11 protein-coding genes are annotated in these 19,646 nt (G+C 76.0%); 4 read left to right on the top strand and 7 right to left on the bottom strand.

Annotated elements, in window-relative coordinates; genetic code table 11:
- Positions 1 to 39: 39 nt before the first annotated feature.
- From RM780_RS17525 to RM780_RS17515, 3 genes are all read right to left on the bottom strand, one after another.
- A complete protein-coding gene (locus RM780_RS17525; RefSeq protein WP_311631687.1) occupies positions 40 to 483 on the bottom strand; it encodes a hypothetical protein in 444 nt (147 codons plus the stop codon).
- A 66-nt stretch (positions 484 to 549) separates the two neighbouring features.
- Positions 550 to 855, bottom strand: a complete 306-nt coding sequence (locus RM780_RS17520) for a hypothetical protein (RefSeq protein WP_311631686.1) — start codon at positions 853 to 855, stop codon at positions 550 to 552.
- 105 nt (positions 856 to 960) lie between these two features.
- On the bottom strand, positions 961 to 1,914 hold the full coding sequence (locus RM780_RS17515) for a serine/arginine repetitive matrix protein 2 (protein ID WP_311631685.1): 954 nt from the start codon (positions 1,912 to 1,914) through the stop codon (positions 961 to 963).
- 255 nt (positions 1,915 to 2,169) lie between these two features.
- Here RM780_RS17515 and RM780_RS17510 point away from each other — a divergent pair, with 255 nt between their 5' ends.
- The 3 genes from RM780_RS17510 to RM780_RS17500 all read left to right on the top strand — a co-directional run bounded on the left by RM780_RS17510 (position 2,170) and on the right by RM780_RS17500 (position 14,801).
- Positions 2,170 to 11,583: a hypothetical protein gene (locus tag RM780_RS17510; protein WP_311631684.1), complete on the top strand. Its 9,414-nt coding sequence runs from the start codon at positions 2,170 to 2,172 to the stop codon at positions 11,581 to 11,583.
- A gap of 72 nt (positions 11,584 to 11,655) precedes the next feature.
- Positions 11,656 to 13,911 carry a right-handed parallel beta-helix repeat-containing protein gene (locus RM780_RS17505; protein ID WP_311631682.1) on the top strand — a complete coding sequence of 752 codons (2,256 nt, stop codon included), beginning with the start codon at positions 11,656 to 11,658 and terminating at the stop codon, positions 13,909 to 13,911.
- 11 nt (positions 13,912 to 13,922) lie between these two features.
- Positions 13,923 to 14,801, top strand: a complete 879-nt coding sequence (locus tag RM780_RS17500; RefSeq protein ID WP_311631681.1) for an RICIN domain-containing protein — start codon at positions 13,923 to 13,925, stop codon at positions 14,799 to 14,801.
- A 10-nt stretch (positions 14,802 to 14,811) separates the two neighbouring features.
- Here the strand turns inward: RM780_RS17500 and RM780_RS17495 are convergent, their stop codons facing one another.
- Entirely contained in the window at positions 14,812 to 15,429 is a 618-nt protein-coding gene (locus tag RM780_RS17495) for a pyridoxamine 5'-phosphate oxidase family protein (RefSeq protein WP_311631680.1), read from the bottom strand.
- Positions 15,430 to 15,479: 50 nt separating this feature from the next.
- Entirely contained in the window at positions 15,480 to 15,830 is a 351-nt protein-coding gene (locus RM780_RS17490; RefSeq protein WP_311631679.1) for a hypothetical protein, read from the bottom strand.
- A gap of 147 nt (positions 15,831 to 15,977) precedes the next feature.
- On the opposite strand from RM780_RS17490, the gene RM780_RS17485 reads away from it, so the two are divergent.
- Entirely contained in the window at positions 15,978 to 16,412 is a 435-nt protein-coding gene (locus RM780_RS17485; protein ID WP_311631678.1) for a hypothetical protein, read from the top strand.
- Positions 16,413 to 16,419: 7 nt separating this feature from the next.
- Here RM780_RS17485 and RM780_RS17480 read toward each other — a convergent pair whose 3' ends face one another.
- Together RM780_RS17480 and RM780_RS17475 are read right to left on the bottom strand one after the other, a co-directional pair.
- The gene (locus RM780_RS17480; protein ID WP_311631677.1) at positions 16,420 to 17,937 is read right to left on the bottom strand and encodes a hypothetical protein; all 1,518 of its coding nucleotides are present in this window, start codon (positions 17,935 to 17,937) and stop codon (positions 16,420 to 16,422) included.
- Positions 17,847 to 19,622, bottom strand: coding sequence for an alkaline phosphatase PhoX (locus tag RM780_RS17475; protein ID WP_311631676.1), 1,776 nt, complete (start codon positions 19,620 to 19,622; stop codon positions 17,847 to 17,849). Before RM780_RS17475 ends, RM780_RS17480 begins: the two co-directional genes overlap by 91 nt.
- Positions 19,623 to 19,646 lie beyond the last annotated feature (24 nt).

Raw genomic sequence — 19,646 nt, 5'->3', positions numbered from 1 at the left:
ACCGCCGCCCCCACCCCGCCGCCTCCCGGCCGCGCGCGCCTAGGTGTTGGGCGTGAACATCGAGTGGTCCTCGTTCCAGGTGCCCGACGGACCGTCCAGGGACCGCGAGTCGTCCCACTCCGGCGGGGCGGTCGTGGCGGTGGTGACCTCCTCGTAGCCCACCTCGTAGCCGCCCTCGCCGTCGATCCCCGACAGGCTGGCCGCGAACAGCGCCGCGTCGTTGGTCCGGAAGGAATCGCTGATCTGCGTGAGGATATTGGCCCAGCCCTGGATGTTGGAGGCCGCCATCTGGAGCGACCTGCTGAACTCCTGGTACGCCGTCTTCAGCGCGGGGCTGGCCTGCTCCAGGTAGAGGCCGTTGTCGAGCAGGGTGTCGACCCTGCCCAGGAGGTTGTAGATCTCGGGAATGATGATGCCGCACTGCGCGGTCAGCGTGCTGCTGGTCTCCGCTATGCCCGCGTAGTCGGCGGAGATATCCGCCATGGGAACGCCTCCAGAAGTTCCGGTTCCAAGGTCTCCGTGGAAAATGCGGCGTGAACCGCCCCGCCGCTACCTCGGGTTGCGAATGTTGTCCGCGTAGTCGCTGTCGAATTCCATCATGTTGTTCTTGATGTCGATGAACTGCTGGGCGAACGAGTCCACCGCCGTGCACAGCTCCGTGAGGCTGGTGTGCAGATTGGTGTACATCTCCGAGATGGCGGCGCCCGTCTCGGGCATGACGAGGGACTCGGTCAGGGCCGCGTCGATGGCGGTCTTGGCCGCGTCCTTGGCCGGCGTGAGGACGTCCCTGTTGCTGGCCCTCATCGCGGCGGCGGCCTCCTCGACCTCCGCGTAGGTGATGCTGATATTGGGCATCGCGTGCTCAACTCCCTTGCTGCTGTCCGGTGTACGGGTGTGCGGTCTTCAGGCGAACGGTGTACGGGCGTGCGGTCCACGGGCCCCGGCCGCCGTGCGGCGGCGTCATTCCTCGTCCTCCTCCCCGCCCTCCCAGGCCGCGAACGGGCCGGAGCGGGTGTACTCGGTGACGGTGACCTCCTGCTCGCCGTCCTCGTTCGTCGTCGTCTCCGTGACCGTCCTGGTGGCGGAGCCGTTGTCGTTGACCGTGACGTCCTCGACGATCCGCCAGCCCTCGGAGGAGGTGGTGACGGTGAAGTCCCTGGTGTCGTAGGAACGCCCGTTCGCGGGATCGACGATCTGCGGCGGGCCGTCGTACGCGGTGACCGTGGTGATGGTCTCCCCGGCCCCCGTGGTGACGGTCAACTCCTCCTTCATGATGTTGTAGTCGTCGTCGTAGGACAGCACGACGTTCGTGCTGCCGCCGTTGTCGTCCGTGAACTGCATGCGGCTGGGCGGAAGGTCCGACGGCTTCCCGGGGTCGGGGCCGGGCGGGAGGGGCGGGTTCTCGTCGTTGCGCCACGTCTCGCACCAGGCGGGGCCGTCGTTCCCGGCGCACACCTGGGCGATGTCCGCGTCCGGATTCTGCTCGAAGTACTCGGCGGCGCCGATCTCCTGAAGGTAGGTCTCCCAGGCCGCCTTGTCCTGCGCCCACTCCTCGTACACCTCGCGCTCGCCGTTCCACCGGTCGAACATGGCCCCGCCGGCCGTGGCCGCCGCGCCCGAGGCGAGGAAGGCGTCCTGCTGGAACAGCCCGTCGGCGACGCTCCCGAACGTGTCGCCGAACTGCTTCAGCTTGTCCTTGCCGTCGTCGATGCGCAGCTTCGACTTCCGGTAGAAAAGGGAGAATTGGTAGGCCACGCTGCGCGAGCCGAACAGCGTCTCGTTCTCGGTGAGGGAGGCGTTGCCCACGTCCTCGTAGAGGCCCGTGCCGCCTCCGCTGTCGGCCCGTTCGGCCAGCGTGTGCAGCCCCCGCTGCATGGCGTAGAGCCTGTCGTAGTCCATGGCGAAGTCGGGCATGGGCGCTCCGTGTGCGCGGTCGGTCCGCGGCCCCGGCCGGGACCGCCTCTCGTTCCCTCTACGCACCGGCCGGGGCGGGAGGTTCAGCGTGCGCGGCGGCGGCGCGCGGATCGTTCACCCGGCGTTCACCGCTGAACCCGCGGGCGGGCTGGTGCGTAGAGGGTACGAGGCCCGGACCCCGGGCCGAGGAGCGGGCCGCGAGCAGCCGAGGAACCCGAGGAACCCGAGGAACCCGAGGAACAGGAGGGAGCGCCCATGCCCCGCCCACCCGACTGGAGTGCCCTGGACCTGGCGGCCGACCCCACCCCGGGCGACCCGGTCAGGCTCTCCGCGCTGCTGGTCTCCCAGCAGGGCGTCGTCGACTACCTGCGGGAGGTCAACAGCGGCCTCGGCGACCTGATGAACGCCAACAGCTCCGGCTTCATCGGCAAGACCGCCGACGCGCTGCGCGAGACGATGGACGGCCGGGTGCGCGGGTTCATCCGGACCTTCACCTCCGCGCACGAGCAACTCCACAGCGCGCTCCAGACCTACCACGACGTGATGGTGGAGCAGCAGGGCATCGCCGACGGCGCGCTGCGGGCCGCGCAGGGCCTCGCCGAGGACGACGCGGAGCGGGAGACCCACAGGAGCACCGCCGAAGGCGCCCGCGACGCGCTTCAGGCCGCCGCGTCCACGGCCGCGACCGCCCTGGCCGCGGCGGCGGCCGGCATCGAGTCGATGGTCGACCCCTGCGAGGAACTCTGGGAGATCCTCGGCTGGTTCGCCATCGCGCTGATCATCCCGGCGCTGTTCCTCGGCGGCCCCGTCGCCCTGCTCGCCATCGCCCTCAACGCCGCCCTGATGATCAAGACGGCCATCGACTTCGCGGGCGGCCGGGCGAGCCTGTCCTCCCTGATCCTCTCCATCGTCGGCACGCTGATCCCCACGACGCGGGGCCTGAACGTCAGCCTCTCGCGGGGGTTGTCACGCCTCTCCGGCTGGTCCCGCAGCACCCTCACCTCGCTCCGGGGCATGACCATGTCGGAGATGCTCACCGGCCTGCGCGGCATGTTCCTCACGGGGCTGCGGTGGGCCGGCGGGGTGATCGTGACCGGCCTGCGCGGCCTGCGCATGCTGGTGACGCCCCAGGGGTGGTCGACCATCGCCCGGGGTCTGGGCAGCGGCCAGGGCTTCCTCGGCTATGTCGGCATGCACTTCCGCGGCTTCGGCCCGCTGGCGGTCGTTCTCCCGGTCAACGCCGCCGAGCTGGGCCGCATCGGCTCCCTCTCCGGGCTCGGGCGGGGGTTCCGGATCTCCGTCTTCGACCGCGGCGTGATGAACCAGTACCGCACGGGCGCGTGGGTCAACGGCTCCACCGTGGTCGACGTCCGCGCGATCCGGGCCTTCGACAGCGCGGGCCGGCCCATCGTGGACCGCGGGCTCCTGGCGCGGTACCAGCCCACCCTCGCCGCGGGCGGGCACACCCTGGCCGGGATCTCCCACCTCCTGCCCCACACCCCTCTCAACCTGGGGGGCCTGGGGCAGACCGGCTCGGCGCCGGTGTGGAACCTCCCGGCGGGCACCCTGACCCTGGACGGCGCGCCGATGAACACCACCGGCGGCCTCCTCGCCCTGTCGGGCCTGGCCTGGACGCACGCGCCCCTGCGGAATCCCGCGCTGGCCGGCCTGGGGGCCGGCAGCCCGCCGATGACCGGTCTGCCGGCCGCCTTCCCCGCGCCGACGGGCCTGGGGGACCTCGCGAGCGGCATGAGCGTCCCGGACGCCCTGCGCGGCCCGGCCGCCGCCCTGGACGTGTCCGTGGCCGGCGTGCGCCCCGCCCAGCCGCTGTCCCTCTCCTTCGCCGACCAGGGCGTGTCCATGGGCGTCTCCGGCTTCTACTCCCCGCAGCCCACCCACGCCACGGCCGCGCCGGGCGACCTCTTCGTGCCGCTGCCGGCCTCCGTCGTCGCCCACGTCCCGGGCCCGCAAGGCCAGACCGTCGGCGTCCAGATCCCCATCCTCCCGGGGGGCGCCCTGGGCGACGCGCCGCTCGGCGCCGTCGGCGAGCCCCCGGCCGTCGTCCCCTCGAACGCGGTGAGCGCGCCCGGGGCCACGGGCGCGGCGGGCGTCAACAACGTCGTGCTCGACTTCAGCCTCCCGGGCCTGGCCCCCTTCCGGATGCAGTACGGCACCGAGGGCCTGGCGCTCACCCCCGCGGGGCAGGGCGCGATGCCCGCCGTCAACGTCATGAACATGCCCCAGCTCGGCGAGGTGGTGTCCCTGCCGCAGGGCGGCCTGACCGCGAGGGGCGCCGAGGCCGGAGGAGCGAACCCGGCGGCCGTTCAGGCCCCCGGCCCGGCCCGGCCCGGCGGCCAGCAGCTCGCCTTCGACGTCCACGTCGGCGGGGCGCAGCCGATCCGCCTGTCCTTCGCCGACGAGGGCCTGACCCTGAGCCCGCCCGACACCGCCCTGCCCGCGGCCCCCGCCCGGATGGACGCCGGGGACCTCACCGCGAACCCGGCGGACGCCCCCGAGTCCGCGCGGACCGGCGGCCTGCCCGAGGGCGTCGCCGTCAACGTCCCCGCCCCGGGCCGTCTGAACCTCGACGTGGGCGGCGCCACGCGGATGTCCGTGAACCTCGGTGACGGGCTGCGCCACGCCACCGGCGAGATGCCGCCGCTGCGCGCGGAGGCGAACGGTGGCCAGGCCCAGGGCCTTTCCCCGCAGGCCCCGGCCCGGACGGCCGGGGCCGCCACGCCCGCCGCGGGCGTTTCCCCGCCTGCCGCACCGGCCGCGCCCGCCGCCTCGGCCGCCGGCGGGAACGGCGCCCTCGGGGACGTCACCCTGCACGTGCGGGGCGGGGAGCCGGTCAGGCTCAGCTCCATCCTCGCGACGCCCTCCCCGGGCGGGGCCGCGCACACGCCCACGCCGCCGCCCACGGCGCCCGCCGCCGCGCACACCTCCGCCGCACTGCCCCCGGCCGGCCCGGCCGGCGAACTGGTCGCCGTCCCGCCCCCGCAGGCCGCGGCGCCCCTCCCCGCCGCCGGAAACCCCGCGGGCGTCCGCACCGCCGAGGGCGGAGCGCCGCACGGCCCGGCGACCGCTCCGCCGGGCGCCGGCGGGCCGCCGCAGGCCGTGGGACAGTCCGGGGCGGCGGCCCCCACGCGGCTGGGCGAGAGCTCCGGCTGGCTGACGGGGCCGCCCGGCCGCCCCGAGGCCGTGGTGAACGACGCGGGCGCGCGCACCCACGGCGTGGTCGAGCTGCGCGGCGAGGACGGCGCCCCCACCGGCCGGTTCGCCGCCGTCCCGGCCGGGGGAGAGGGCCCGGCCCTGCTCTTCCACGACCCCCGCGCGGTGCTCCTGGACCGGGCGCACGTCGTCGGGAACGCGCTCGTCGTGCGGCAGTCCGGCGGCGGAAGCGCGTTCCACTCCCTCGACGGTGCCCTGCTGGGCCGCTCCCACCCCCTGCCGGGCCCCGGGCAGCACGAGCTGATGGTCCCGGCCGGAGGCGGAAGGCCGTACGTCGTCGGGGCGGACGGGCGGCTGCTGGAGGGCGCCGCGGCCTCCCGGTCGGGAGAGGGCTGGGTGGCCCAACGGCCGGGCCAGGACGCCGTGCTGGTCAACGGCCCGCGCGGCCTGGACTACCGGCTGCTCACGCTGACCGGCCGCGACGGCGCCCCCGACCTCCAGGTGCTGCTGCGCCCGGACGGCCTGCCCTATCCCGTGCCGCGCGGCGCGGACGGCACCCCGGCCACCGGCAGCGTGGTGCGGCCGACCTCGCAGGGCACGCTGACCGTGTTCGGGCCGGACGGCACCTTCGCCCGCTACGCCCCCGGCGGCCGTTTCGAGAGCGAGGGACCGGCCACGCCCGGCCTGGGCGGCATCGCGCCCGAGGAGTTCCGGCTGCTGGACGAGGCCGACCGGCGCGCGGTCCTGGCGGACCTCGCCGCCCGCCCCGAGCGCCCCGACCTCCGGGCACCGGCCCCCGACACCATCCCGCTCACCGTCAACGTCGTCCACGACATCCGGTACGGAACGGACGGCGCGGAGGAGGGCGTCGACACCATCCCGCTGCACGACCTCCCCTCCCGGTCCGGCGCGGACGCGGCGCACGCGAGCGGCGGCGCCTTCACCGTCCCCGGACAGGAGGCCCTGCGCCTGCGCGTCACCCTCGACGCCGGCTCGGGGCGCCTCGGCGGCGTCGCCCTGGAGGGCGGCGAGGGCTTCGAGGCGCGCCACGTCCCCGGCCCCGGCGGCGACACCGTGGAGATCACGCGCGGCGGCCTCACGGTCCACGCCGAGCGCTGGGTCCCCCTCGGCGGCGAGGGCGCCGCGGGCGCCCACCTCCGCTTCGACGCGGGCCGGCCCGGCGCCGCGCCCGCCCTCGTCCGGCCCGGCGCCGACGGCGCGCCCGCCGTCGTTCCCGGCGCGGTCCGCACGCTGGAGGACGAAGCCGGCTTCCGCGTCACTCTCGACGGGCGGCAGCTCACCGTCGCGGGCGACGGCACCCCGCTGCGGGTCCTCGCGCTGGAGCACCCCGGCGGCGCGGGCGCCCCGGCCGCCCGCGACCACGTCTTCGCCCCCGCCGGGGGTCCGGCCGGCGCCACCCCGCTCCCGCTCCGGGACGCGGACGGCCGGCTGCGGCCGGGCGGAACGGCCCAGCAGGCCGGTGACCTCCTGCGCGTGCGGCGGACCGACGCGCCCGGCACCACGGCCGTCCACGACGCCGGGGACGGCCGTTTCCTGCGGCACGAGCACGCCGTGCGCGGCGGCACGCCCTTCGACGGCGACCTGCTGGCCGTGCCCCGCGACCCGCGCGGCGCCCACGTGCTGGACCCGGCCACCGGCCGGGCCCGGGCGGGCGTCACCGCCACGCCCGTCGGCGGCGGCTTCCTGGTCGAGGACGGCGCGCGGCGGGCGATGACCGACGCCCGGGGCGCGCTTAGCCACGACCTCGTCGCCGTCCGGCTCCCGGACGGCACCGACGGCCTCGCCGCGCGCTCCCGGCTGCCCGGCGCCGCGGACGGCGTGTTCAGCGGCCGGGGGGAGGCGGTCCCGGGGGCCGAGGTGCGCTGGTCCAGGGCCGGGTCCGGGGACGCGGCCGGGGACACGGCCGCGGTGACGCTGGGCCGCACCACGACCGAGTACCGCGTCGAGGCCGCGGCGGGGGCGTTCCACGGCGTGCCCGTGCGCGATACGCACCGCATCACGGGCGGCGCCGACAACGCGCACGCCGGGGGCCGCCTGGTCGTGCCGCGCGAGGGGGCGGAGGCGCCGCACGTGCTGCCCCCCGGCGGCGGGCGCCTCGACACCGTGGCGCAGGGGCCCGGCGGCTACCGCGTCCCGACGCCCGACGGACGCCCCCACGTGCTGCTGGACGGCACCGGGCAGTACCAGGGGACCGCCCTGCCGCTGAACGGCCGCGGCGACGGCAGCGCGGAATTCCTCCACCGGCCCGCCGAGGCCGCCGAAGCCCCCCGCCTGACCGACGGCCACGGCGCCCGCGTCCCCGGCCGTGACCTCGCCACCGGCCCCGCCTCCGTCACCGTCACCGACCGGGCCACCGGCCGGGCCTGGGTCCACTCCGCCGAGAACGGCATGCTGACCGAACGCCAGTTCGTCGTGCACGGCGGCACCGTGGACGGGCAGCGCCTCACCGTCCGCGCCGACCCTGCCGTCCCCGCCGACTCCGCCATCCCCGCCCGCCTCGACGGTGCGGGCGGCGGGGAGGCCACCGCCATCCCCCAGCGCGACGGCGGGCTGCGCGTCCGTTCCGGCGAGGACCACCACTTCGTCCTCGACCCGGCCACCGGCAACGTCACCGCCGAGCGGGTCGTGATCCTCACCCGGCCGGGCCCGGACGGTGCCCCCGAAACCGCGGGGTACGCGTTCATCCGCGCGGACGGCGCCCTCGACACCGCGCCGCGCCAGGCGGACGGCGCCCCCGTGCCCGGCGCCTCCCTCCAACGCCTCCCCGGCGGCGACCTGCTGTGGCGCGACACGGGCGGCAACGGCTTCACCCGCTTCGACACCGAGGGCGCCTTCCGCCACGAGGGCACGCGGCTGACAGGGCCGACCGCAGGCCAGGCCGGCGGCGCCGTCCGGATCTCCCGCATGCGGCACAACGGCACCGAGTACCGCTCCTACGAGGTCCTGGACGCCGCGTTCGCCGCGCGGGGCGACCGCGTGGCCACCGCCCGCACCCCGGCGCCGGGCGGCCCCGCGGCCGACTCCGGCTTCCGGATCGTGAGCGGCGACGGGCGGCAGACCTGGCTCTTCTCCGCCGGGGGCGGCCTGGAGCGCCACCTCGGCCCGCCCGGCCCTGGCAACGTCCGCACGGTCACGAACGCCGACGGCAGCACCTTCCGCGCCGTCGGGCTGTCCGACGGCACCGGCCACCGCTTCGTGGAGGTGGACGCGGCCGGCCGCCCCGCCCGCCTGCTCGACGGCGAGCTGCGCGAGGTCCCCGTCCCCCGCGGCGGCCTCACCGCGGCGGACGGCGGCGGCTTCCGGATCGACGGCCCCGGCGGCCTGCGCGCCGGCGAGTACAAGCGGTACGCCGCGGACGGGCGGCTGCTGGAGCAGCGCGTCAACCCCGTCCACGAGGGCAGGCCGGTCCCCGGGCGGCACTACGTGATCACCTACCGGTACGACGCCTCGGGCGCCCTGGCCGGGGGAAGCTGGGAGCGGTTCCGCGACGGGCACGCGCCGCCGCCCCAGGCCGGGACGCTGGAGCGGGGCACCGTGAACCTCAAGGGCGCGGGCCAGGGCCACATCGAGCTGAACTCCTACAGCGGCGCCTTCGTCTTCGAGCGCAGGACGCTGCCGGACGGCCACACCGTGGACACCCACGCGCCCGGCGTCGCGGCCGGGATCGTCGACCTCAGGGCGGGCGTTCCGCTGAGCACCACCCAGCGGGAGCGGTGGTCCGAGCTGACCGCCGCCGGCGAGCCCGTGCCCGGCGGCCACGGCATCCGGGCCTGGACCGCGATGGGCGAGTGGTTCGACTACCGCTCCGGCTTCCGCCACAGCGCCGAGGGCCCGGTCCGGCACTTCCGCGCGAGCGTGACCGGCGGCCACTACCTGGCCCTGCGCGGGGACCGGTGGACGGGCCGGTGGCACAAGTACGACGCCGACTTCGCGCCGGTGGCCCAGGGCGAGCGCACCTGGGGCCTGTTCGGGAACAGCTGGACCGACCGCATCCCCGACCCGCGCGTCGGCAGGCTCGTGGAGGTCACCAGCAAGGCGGGTCCGGTGCCCACCCGCTACCTCATCGAGCGCCCCCTCGGCCGGGACGGCCTCCCGGAGGGAGACGCCTGGGTGCGCACGCACCGGGGCAGGGAGATCGAATCGGGGCGCCAGGCGGACACCGGCCGGTGGATGGAGGTCCGCCGGGTCGTCGAGCAGCGCCCGCCCGCCTGGTACCGCACGCTGCTCAGCTCCGAGGTCCGGCACACCGACGCGGGCCGGCTGGGGGCGTGGACCCAGGACAACAGGTTCCAGATCCACACCTACCGGTTCGGCGACGAGTCCGGCATCCGGCTCGTCGGCCCGGGCGGCGCCAACAAGTTCAGCATCGCCCGCGACGGCCGGCTCACGGCGGAGAGCCGCAAGCTGTACGACTCGCGCACCCTGACCGTGGGCCACCACGAGGTGGCCCTGCCGGGCGGCGCCCGCCCGGTGGACGACTACCTCCCCTTCACCGAGGGGACGGGCGGCAGGCAGGGCCACCGCACCTTCCGGACCGAGGACTTCGAGGGCGCGCCGCCCGCCGCGAGCGGCAAGCAGCCCCGGGACGTGGTGTGGCAGGACAGGGTCCCCCGCGGCCTGGCGGACGGCGGCGACTGGTACACGCCCGTGCCCGGCCGGGAGTACGACGTCGTGCGGATGGGCTTCCGGGACGGAACGACGCTGGAGTACCGCCCCCGCCCCAGCACCGCCGAGCGGGACTGGACCATGACCGACCACCTCGGCACGGTGGTGGGCCGGCAGGACACCTTCCCCAGCGGAAGGCCCGGCCCCGGCCAGGGCAGCACCACGGTCGTCAGCGTCCACACCGGCGGCGGCAGGGCCGAGTGGTCCGTCCCCGGCACCGACCTCCGCGGGCGGCGGGACCTGGCCGCCCGCAACCAGTTCGACCACGTCAACTACTACGACGCCGCCTCCTTCCGGGACTACCAGGGCACCGCCCTGATCCGCGAGCAGCGCCTGCTGGGCGACGGCGTCACCCTCGACGCCTGGCGCGCGGAGTCCGGGCCCGGGGGCGAGGTCTGGCACTGGAACAAGAAGGACGCCCGCGGCGAGGTCCTGGAGTTCGGCACCGCGCGCGACCGGGTCCGCGTGTGGTTCGACGGCGACCGCAGGCTCGACCGCTGGCAGCCCGGCGCCCGCTTCCAGGACACGCTCGTCCCGCCGCGCCCCGCGCCGGGCGCCGGAGCGGCCGGGGCCGCGGGCGGCGCGCCCCCGGCCTCCCTGATCATCCAGGAACTCCCCAGGCCCGCCGGCGGGCCGCTGCGCCGGATGCTGAACGACGCCCCGCAGCGGGTGCGCGAGTACGCCCCCACTCCCGGGAGCCTCGACGCGACCGTGCGGGGCCCCGACGCCTACCGCACGTGGAAGGAGTTCGAGGACGGCACCGTCTCGCGCAGCATGACCAGGTGGGCGGACGGGTCCTACCAGGAACTGGAGGTCATCTCCGAGCAGTGGCGGCGCTACGTCTACGACGCCACGGGCGCGGCGCGCGTGGTCACCGAGCGGTCGGTCCCCGGCTACCTGCGGGAGCTGCCCGCCGACCGGTTCGCCCCGGGCCCCGGCCAGTTCGCCGGTGACCTCCTCCTCACCGGGCGGGAGTTCCGCTACAAGGGCCTCATCAACGACCTGCGCGGCCTGGAAAAGATGTACCGCGTGCCCCGGCGCGCCGCCTGGGGCCCCACGGCGGGCGCCGAGTCCACCTACACCCCGTGGATCGGCAGGGCCTCCCAGCACTTCGCGATCGAGTTCACACAGGAGGTCATCCTCGACTTCGCGCTGAACGTGGCCGTCTTCGCGCTCCTGCCGGGCCCGCTCACCGGCACCGACGTCGCGCAGGCCGCCCTCGCCGCCGCCGTCGGGGCCGCCGTCAAGGGCAGCACCATCTCGCTCGTGAACCTAGCCGCGAACCGCAGCACCTTCCGCCTCGGCTGGCACCAGATCGACATGGGCCTGCCCCGCAACCGCCGCCAGGACGACGAGTCGTTCAACAGGGACTGGACGGCCACCGAGGCCGTCCTGCGCTGGCGCGGCGGAACGTTCGACTACCTGCGCGACTCCTTCGCCATCGCCCCGCTCTCCGCGTTCCTGGGCAACCTGGCCGCCCTGGAGGCGTTCGGCGTGCGCGACTCCGAGGGCAACCGGCACGACGTCTCCTTCGGCCAGGCGGCGGCCTTCGCGGGCGCCGCCGCCGCAACGGCGGCGGCCGGCTCCCTCGCGGTCGGCGTTCCCCGCGCGCTGATCCAGAACAACGCCGGGGCGCGCCTGTGGCACCGGGGCGGGCTGGTCGACTTCGTCCTCGTCCCCGTGTTCAGCAAGCTGGTGGACAAGTCGCTCTCCGCCTTCGTCCTCGCTCCCGAGATCCGTGCCTCGCTCGGCATCGTGGCGCCGTCCCCACCACCACCCGTCCCCCCGCCACCCCCGCCACCGGCCGCGTAGCCCGGCACTCCGCCCGCGCCGGGCAGCACAGCACAGTGCGGCACGGGCAGCAGGACACAGGAAGCAGGAACCGTGACCCACGACCCCATCCGCGTCGCCCCCCGCACCCGGGGCGCCCACCGCACCATCACCGAGGCGCTGAGCGCCGCCCCGGCCGGAGCGGTCATCAGCATCGCGCCCGGCGAGTACGCCGAGTCCTTCCGCCTCGTGCGCCGCGTGACGCTGACCCCGCAGTACGGCATCGGCTCGGTCACCGTGGCCGTGCCCCCGGCCGCCGGGGCGCTGACCGTGGCCGCCCCCGACTGCCGCCTGTACGGCCTGGTGGTGCGCGGAGCCGACCCGGGGGAGGCGCTGCTGCGGGTGGAGGACGCCGCCGGCCTGACCCTGGAGGACTGCACCCTCACCCACGGCCGCGTCGAGGTGCTCGGCTCCCGCAACCTGACCGCACCCCCCGACGTGCCCGTCGGCGACATCCCGATCGACAACGACCTCGCCGCCGAGCTGGCCGACCCCACCGGCGGCGGCGTCCTGGTCGCCCGCCGCACCAGGCTGCGCGCCGCCCGGCACACCGCCGTGCACCTCACCGGCGACGCCCTGGCCCGCCTGGACGACACCGCCATCACCGGCGTCGAGGGCATCGGCGTGGCCGTCTCCGGGAGCGCCGTGCTGCGCGCCGACCTGCTGCGCGTGCACGGCGGCTCGGGCTCCTCGCTGCGCGCCCGCGACTCCTCCCGCGTCCTGCTGCGCGGCAGCGGCCTGTTCGGCGCGGGCCGCAACGGCGTGCTGGTGCAGGACGCCGCCGAGGCGCTGCTGACCGACTGCCGTGTGGAGAACCCCGCCCGCTCCGGCGTGCGGCTGGACCACACCGCGCGCGCCGAGATCCGCGAGAGCACCCTCGCCGGGGCCCGGCTCTCCGGCGTCGAGGCGCGCGACCAGGCCCGGCTCGCCCTGCGCGACGTCCGCGTGACCGGCGGCGAGACCGGCGTGCGGCTGCGGTCCACCGAGGAGACCGTGCTGCTGCACTGCTCGATCACCGGGCAGCGCGGCAACGGCGTGGAGCTGACGCCCGGCGCCGACCCCCGGCTGCGGGGCGTACGCGTGGCCAGGACCGGCAAGCACGGGATCCTCGTCGGCGAGGCCGCGCGCGGGACATTCGAACACTGCGACGTCATCGCCACCGCCTTCCCCGCGCTGCACATCGCCCGGGACGCCCAGCCCCGCTTCCGCGGCTGCCGGGTCTTCAACGCCGCGCAGGACGTGGCCGTCGCGGAGGGCGCCCGACCCCTGTTCGAGCACTGCGCCGCCGTGAACGTCGCCACCTCCCGCCTGCACCACGCCGCGGGCTTCGCCCCCTCCGGCGGGCGCGCCGCGGGAGGCCCGCCCGCGCCCGGGCCCCGGCCCGGCGGCACCGCGACCGCGACCGCGCCGCACCCGGGCGTTCCCGGAGCCGAGGCGCCCCCGCAGCCGCGTGCCGAGGGCGGGCCCGGGCCGGGCGGGGAGCCCCCGGCCGAGCGGGAGTCCCTCCAGGACCTCCTCGACGAGCTGGAGGAGCTGGTCGGCCTGGACAACGTCAAGCGGGACGTGGGCGGCATGGTCAAGCTGATGCAGACGGTCCGGCTGCGGCAGGAGGCCGGGCTGCCCGCCCCGCCGCTCAGCCGGCACCTGATCTTCGCGGGCAACCCCGGCACCGGCAAGACCACCGTCGCCCGCCTCTACGGGCGGCTGCTGCACGCCGTCGGCCTGCTCGGCAAGGGCCACCTGATCGAGGTGGACCGCAGCGCCCTGGTCGGCGAGTACGTCGGCCACACCGGCCCCAAGACGGCCGAGGCCTTCCAACGGGCCTTGGGCGGAGTGCTGTTCATCGACGAGGCGTATGCTCTCGCGCCGGCGGGACTGGGCCAGGACTTCGGCCAGGAGGCCATCGCCACCCTGGTGAAGCTGATGGAGGACCACCGTGACGAGGTCGTCGTCATCGCGGCCGGCTACCCCGCCGACATGGAGCGCTTCATCGACTCCAACCCGGGCCTGGCCTCCCGCTTCACCCGCTCCCTGCGGTTCGCCGACTACACCAACGACGAGCTGGTCCGGATCGTCGAGCACCACGCGCGCCGCCACCGCTACGAGCTCAGCGACGCGGCCAGGCAGGGGCTCGCCCGCGCCGTCGGCGCCATCCCGCGCGGCGAGCGGTTCGGCAACGGCCGCGCCGCCCGGCAGCTCTTCCAGCAGATGACGGAGCGCCAGGCCATGCGCGTGGCGGAGCTGAGCACCCCGGACGCCGGCCAGCTGATGCTCCTGGACGAAAACGACCTGCCCCTTCTCACCCCCTGAGGTCCGCACCGATGCCGCAGCAGCCACCGCCCTCCCGCTTCTCCCAGGCCTTCGCCCGCCGGCCGGCCGTGGCCCGGCGCGGACTGCTCCCGGGACGGCGGGTGTTCACCTCGCTGGCCTGGACCGCCGCCGTCATCCTGGTGGTGACGCTCTCGGTCTGGACCGCGGGCACGCTCCTGCCCGGCGACGGCGGCCCGTCCGAGGCCGTCGCGGCCCCGCGCCCCAGCGCCGCCGAGGAGGCGCCCGCGACCCCGGAGGAGACCCCCGAGCCGGAGCCGACGCAGGAGGAGACCGAGCCGGAACGCCCGCGCGAGCGGACCGAGGAGGCCGAGCCCGCCGACCCGGGGCCCGAGACCCGGCCCGACCCCGAGCCGGAACGCGAGCCCGGCCCCGAACCGGACCCCGACCCCGAGCCGGAGACGCGCCCCGACCCGGACACCCCGCGCGCCGGGGAGCCCGAGGAGCCCGCCATCGTCAGCGGCGCGGTCTACGTCCTGCACAGCGGCCCCGGCGGCTGCCTGGACATGGGCCCCGGCAACTCGGACGGCGACAACGTCATGCAGTGGGAGTGCAACGGCACGCCCAACCAGGCGTTCACCGTCCGCGCCCACGGCCCCGACCACTACACGCTGTGGGCCAAGGGCCTGTGCCTGGACGTGGCCGCGGCCTCGCCGGACGCCGGGGCGAACGTCCAGATGGCGTACTGCTCCGGGGTCGCCGCCCAGGACTGGCGCTTCGAGCCCCTCGGGGACGGCCGCTACCGCCTGGTCTCCGCCGTCAGCGGCCACTGCCTCGACGTGACCGGCGGCCGTCCCGAGCCGGGCACCAACGTGATTCAGTGGACCTGCACCGGCGGCACCCCGCAGGTGTGGCGCCCGGAACGCCTCTGACGCGCCCGCCTCAGTGCGCGGCTCGGGTGCTCCGGAAGCTCCAGCGGGTGTGGCTGTAGACGCCGTCGTCCCGGCCGAAGCCGTAGGCCGTGGCCGGGGCGACGGCGTAGACCACCGCGTCCCCGTTGCGGAAGGAGTCCCCCAGCCCGTGGAAGGTGCCCTCGGGGGAGGTGATGTGCGCCCCGTACTTGGCCTCGTGCGCCGCGATCACCCGCTCCAGCACGGCGGGGTCGGTGACCGGCTCCGCCCGGCCCTCGACGACGAGGTCCAGGCCCTCGGTGAGGGCGTTGCCCCCGGTGGTCAGCGCGCAGTGCGAGTGGTGGGCGAGGTTCTTCGCCTTCTGCTCGCCGGGGCCGGTGGAGAAGTACAGCACGCCCTCGTGCCAGGCGGCGATCACGGGAGTGACGTGCACCCGGCCGTCCGGCCGCACCGTGGAGACCCAGAAGATCTCGGCCTCCTCCAGCTCCCCTTGCGCACGGGCCCATTCGGTGGCGACCACCTGCCGGGCGCCCGGGCGAGCGTTGAGCGCGGAGCTGTAGCGGGCGTCGAGCTCGGCCGTCGGGGGCTGTGCGTGCTGTGTGTGCTGTGCCTGCTGTGCGGGGTCGCGTGCGGGATCCTGTGCCGGCATGGGGGTCTCCTTTCCGTCCCGCTGGTGTGGACTCGCCGCACGCGCGAAACTCATCGCTCCCCGGCCCGGACTCTCCCTTCCGCCTCGCCCCGTTCGGCTACGCGCCACCCGGCCACCGTGTCCGGCGAGGGCCCCTGGCGCAGCCGCAGGCCCAGGAAGCCGCGCCAGATCAGCCGTTCGAGGGGGCCGGGCACGTCGCCGAACATGGCGCGGGCCCACCGCTCGGGTGTCGCCTCGGCCCCGGTGGGCCCGGAGAAGTGGCCGGCGTAGTCGATCCGGGGCAGCGAGCTGGGGGCGTGGACCGCCTCGGGGCCCCCGCGCCCCCGCTGCGGAGCCCGGGGCGTCGCTCTCGCGCCAGGCGCGGACCGCCCCGGCCAGCCCGGTGGCCCACCCTGGCTCATGTGAGGCATTCGTGGGTGTGGAGTGGGCGAAGATCGGGATAGATGTGAACTCGCGTGTGCGGGCGGGGAGGTCATCTCCGCGCGCCGCGACGCCTCCGGGCGTTGAACACGAACTGCCCGACCGAAGGGACGAGTCACATGCGGTGGATGCGGCGAACGATGGGGGGCCTTCTGCTGGCCGGGGCGCTCGCCGGCGGGCCGACCGCCTGCGGGGGCGACTCCGGCGGCGGCCAGGGGGGAGGAGCCGGCGGGGGAGGGGCCGCCAACGGGCAGCCGGCCTCGGTCGCCGCGACCGTGATCCAGGGCGCCACGCTGGACCAGATCACCGCCGACCAGGGGCTGGGCGTGGTGCTCGGCGACCTGGAGGAGGGCGAGACCGTCCAGGTCTTCTGCCACGAGTCCAACCACTACGCGATCCTGATGCCCGGCACCGAGACGGGCATCGAGTACTGGACCAACGCGGGCGACGTTCCCCTCGGCCACGTCTACCGCACCGACCTCGACCCGTCGGGCGACGTCCCCCTCTGCTCCCTGGACGAGGACGGGAACATCCACGGCGACAACACCCACGCCGGCCACTGACGCCGGGTCAGGCCCCGGCCGCGCCCGCGCGGCCGGCGGCCAGGTCCTGGGTCAGCTCGGCGCGCCACTCGGCCGACGGCCGCGCGGACAGCACCGTGTCCAGGGCCGCCGGCGGGTCGAGCGTCAGGGCCCGCCGGAGCGCCTCCCCGGCCTGTGCGCGCCGGGCCCAGGCCGTGCGTTCCTCCCTTCCGACCAGCGGGGCCGGGGCGCCGGGGCGCCGGCCGGGCACCTCCGCGCAGGCCCGGGCCTCGGCGTGCAGCGTGCGTATGCGCAGGCCCAGCGGGTGGTCGTCGGACAGCGGGACCGCCTCGCCCCGCCCCAGGGCGCCGAGGGCGGGCGGTATCTCCGGGAAGGTGACCAGGCCCGTCTCCGCGGCCAGCCGCCGGGTCTGCGCCACCAGGGCGCACCGCAGCTCCGGCGGCGCGGCCTGCCGCAGCACGCCGCCCAGCGCCGGATCGCGGGACAGGCGGACGCCCGGCCGGAAGGCCCAGGGCGGGATGTCGTCCAGCACGGGCAGCACCAGCCCGCTGGGCAGCTCGCCGGAGGCGTGCCGCGCCGGGTGGAACTCCAGGTCCAGCCGGTCGCGCAGGGAGGCGAGCAGCCGGTCGTAGGCGGCGGTCGCGCCCGGCGAGGGGTCGCCGCCGGCGCGCTGGACCAGCGTGCCGTCCGCGAGCAGGTGCTGGTCGGTTCTGGGTGATCGCACCTCCTGTGCCTCCCCCTCAGGCGACCCGTCCCGGTAGACCTCCAGGCGCACCTGGGTGCCCTGCCGGCACAGGGACACGGCGAGGGTGCCGGCCGAGACCCGGCGCAGCACCTCCGGCCGGGTGCCCTGCGCGGGTCCGCCCTCGTCGATGGCGAACGCCCACCGGCCGACGCGGCCGGCGCGCAGCAGGGGCAGCGCTGCGGCCCAGGCAGCGGCGGCGGCGTGCCGGGCCTGCCGCGCCGAGCGCGGGCGCAGCGTGTCCCGCAGCAGCCCGACGCGCGCCAGGAGGTCCACGGCGTCGACGTCCCGGACGAACAGCAGTCCCGGCTGGTCCGGCGGCGGCTGCGCCTTCGGCAACAACGAGATGTCCAGCGCGGCGTACCGGCCGTCGGGCGACAGCGACGGGACGCGGCGCGGCGGAGGCTCGGGGCCGGGGGCGGCCGGCTCGCGGGACTCCCGCGCCAGGGCCAGGGGCGAGCGCGGACGCGCCATCAGCTCCGTGTGCTCGTCCCACAGCAGGCGGCCGTCGAAGACGACGGGGACCTGCCCGGCGACGGGGAGGCGCCGCTCCAGCGCGTCCGCCAACCCCGCGAGCAGGTGCCGCATCGAGGGCCAGTCGGTGAAGGAGGGCGCGTCCTCGTTGAAGTAGCGGCCGACCCTGCCGTGGTCCGGGCCGGGCAGGCAGGTGACGAACAGCCCGTCGAGCGCGTCGTCGCCGATGCCCCGGGTGATCAGCAGCCACTCGTGGCGCCATAGGGCGTCCAGCTCCAGCTCCTCTCCGTCCCACCCGGGCGGGGGCTCCCCCTCGACATCGCGGGCCACCGACCGCAGTGACCCGGCGTCGGCCACCAGCTGCTCCACGCTCGCGAAGGACCCCCAGTAACTCCACCGCGGCGCTCCCGGCCCCGGGCGGACGCCGTCGTGGCAGCGCAGGGAGGCAACCAGGTCCGGGCAGAAGGCCACGCCCAGCCGCCGCTCGGCCTCCGCGATCGCCGGGGGGGGAGGCAGGGGGAGCCAGCAGCGCGTGGGTGGCCGGGGCGTGGCGGGCCAGCCAGGCGTCGATCCGGGCCCACGACGCGGACACCGGCTCGGGGTGCGTCACAGTCTGTAAGGTCATGGGGCAGACCGTAGTCCCTGCCACTGACAACCGGCCCGCGGCGCCAGGGGCCCGTGATGGCGAAGGTGATGCCGGGGGACTGGAGGTTGACGAAGAGCCAGTTGCCGTTGCGGGGCTCGAATACCGAGCCCGCCCACTCCGAGCCGGTGTAGTCGGCGGCCGTCACGCTCTTGCCCGCCGTGCCGGCGCGCAGGTCCGCGACGTTGGCGGCGAAGGGGAAGATCTCGCCGTCCAGGCTCAGGCCGTGCACATACTCGGTCCCGTCGCCGTCCTCGCACAGCACCAGGCCGCCGCGCGGGCTGACGCACATGTTGTCGGGGGCGTTGAGCACGTCCGCGCCGGGGGAGGCGTACAGCACGCGGAACTCGTCGGTGGCCGGGTCGAGTTCGAAGACCTGGCCCTGGCCGGCCGGGCCGCCGTTGGTGGTGATCACGTAGACCCGGTCGTTGCCGTACCAGGCGCCCTCCAGCCGCCCGAAGACCGCGGCGCCCGCCGCCTGGGCCTGGTAGCGCACCGTGTCCGTGTCGGGGTCGGCGTCCTGGACCGGCACCCAGGAGACGGTGCCGTACGCCCTCTCGCCGTCCCGGCGGGTGTCGTAGCCGGCCGCGCCGATGCGCATCGCCTCCAGCCGCCCGCCCCGCGACAGGTCCCCGGGCACGGCCGGGACGAAGCGGTAGAGCGAGGCGTCGCCCCGGTCCTCCGTCTCGTAGACGTAGCCGGTCGCCGGATCGACGGCGACGGCCTCGTGGTTGAAGCGGCCCATCGCGGTGTACGGGACGGGGCTGCCCTTGCCCTCGGAGGCCACCTCGAAGACGTACCCGTGCCGCACGCCCGCCGTCGTGCCGAAGGTCTCCTCGCAGGTCAGCCACGTCCGCCAGGGCGTCGGCCCGCCCGCGCAGTTGCGGATGGTGCCGCCGAGGCTGCCGTAGGACTCCAGCCAACGCCCGGCGTCCGGGTCGAAGACCAGCGTCGACGTCCCGCCGCCCGCGGCGGGGTTGTAGGCCGGGGCGGTGAACGCCGGGCCCGCGCCGCGCTCGTGGTTGCGGACCAGGTGCACCTTGTCGCCGTAGCGGAAGGCCGCCATGCCGTCGTGCGATCCGGGCGTCGGGACCCCGTCGTTCATGGGGTCGTTGGTCCAGCCGTAGGAGATGTACTCGAACCCGCGGGGCAGCGCGAGCAGTTCCAGCCCGGTCGCCTGGTCCCTCACCGGCCGGAGCGGCCCGTACCCGGCGCCGGAGGCGGGCCTGGCCGGGGCGGCGGCGGCCGTCCGCGCGCTGAGGGCCTGGAACGAGACGCTCGCCGCCGCGGCGGCGCCCGCCCCGCGCAGCAGGGCTCGGCGGCCGACGGAGGAACCGGTGGATTGTGCGGAGACATCGTGGAGATCGGTCATGGCGGCACCCTAGGAGGGGCATGT

Origin of the sequence: Streptomyces boetiae, from assembly GCF_031845405.1 — a bacterium.
Taxonomy (GTDB): Bacteria; Actinomycetota; Actinomycetes; order Streptomycetales; family Streptomycetaceae; genus Streptomyces; species Streptomyces boetiae.
This window is presented reverse-complemented; position numbering and strand designations above follow the sequence as displayed.

Excerpts from the sequence above, each read along its gene's own strand:
- RM780_RS17500 (WP_311631681.1), top strand. The coding sequence starts at position 13,923 with ATGCCGCAGCAGCCACCGCCCTCCCGCTTCTCCCAGGCCTTCGCCCGC.
- RM780_RS17475 (WP_311631676.1), bottom strand. The coding sequence starts at position 19,622 with ATGACCGATCTCCACGATGTCTCCGCACAATCCACCGGTTCCTCCGTC.
- RM780_RS17495 (WP_311631680.1), bottom strand. The coding sequence starts at position 15,429 with ATGCCGGCACAGGATCCCGCACGCGACCCCGCACAGCAGGCACAGCAC.
- RM780_RS17510 (WP_311631684.1), top strand. The coding sequence starts at position 2,170 with ATGCCCCGCCCACCCGACTGGAGTGCCCTGGACCTGGCGGCCGACCCC.
- RM780_RS17515 (WP_311631685.1), bottom strand. The coding sequence starts at position 1,914 with ATGCCCGACTTCGCCATGGACTACGACAGGCTCTACGCCATGCAGCGG.
- RM780_RS17520 (WP_311631686.1), bottom strand. The coding sequence starts at position 855 with ATGCCCAATATCAGCATCACCTACGCGGAGGTCGAGGAGGCCGCCGCC.
- RM780_RS17525 (WP_311631687.1), bottom strand. The coding sequence starts at position 483 with ATGGCGGATATCTCCGCCGACTACGCGGGCATAGCGGAGACCAGCAGC.
- RM780_RS17485 (WP_311631678.1), top strand. The coding sequence starts at position 15,978 with ATGCGGCGAACGATGGGGGGCCTTCTGCTGGCCGGGGCGCTCGCCGGC.
- RM780_RS17490 (WP_311631679.1), bottom strand. The coding sequence starts at position 15,830 with ATGAGCCAGGGTGGGCCACCGGGCTGGCCGGGGCGGTCCGCGCCTGGC.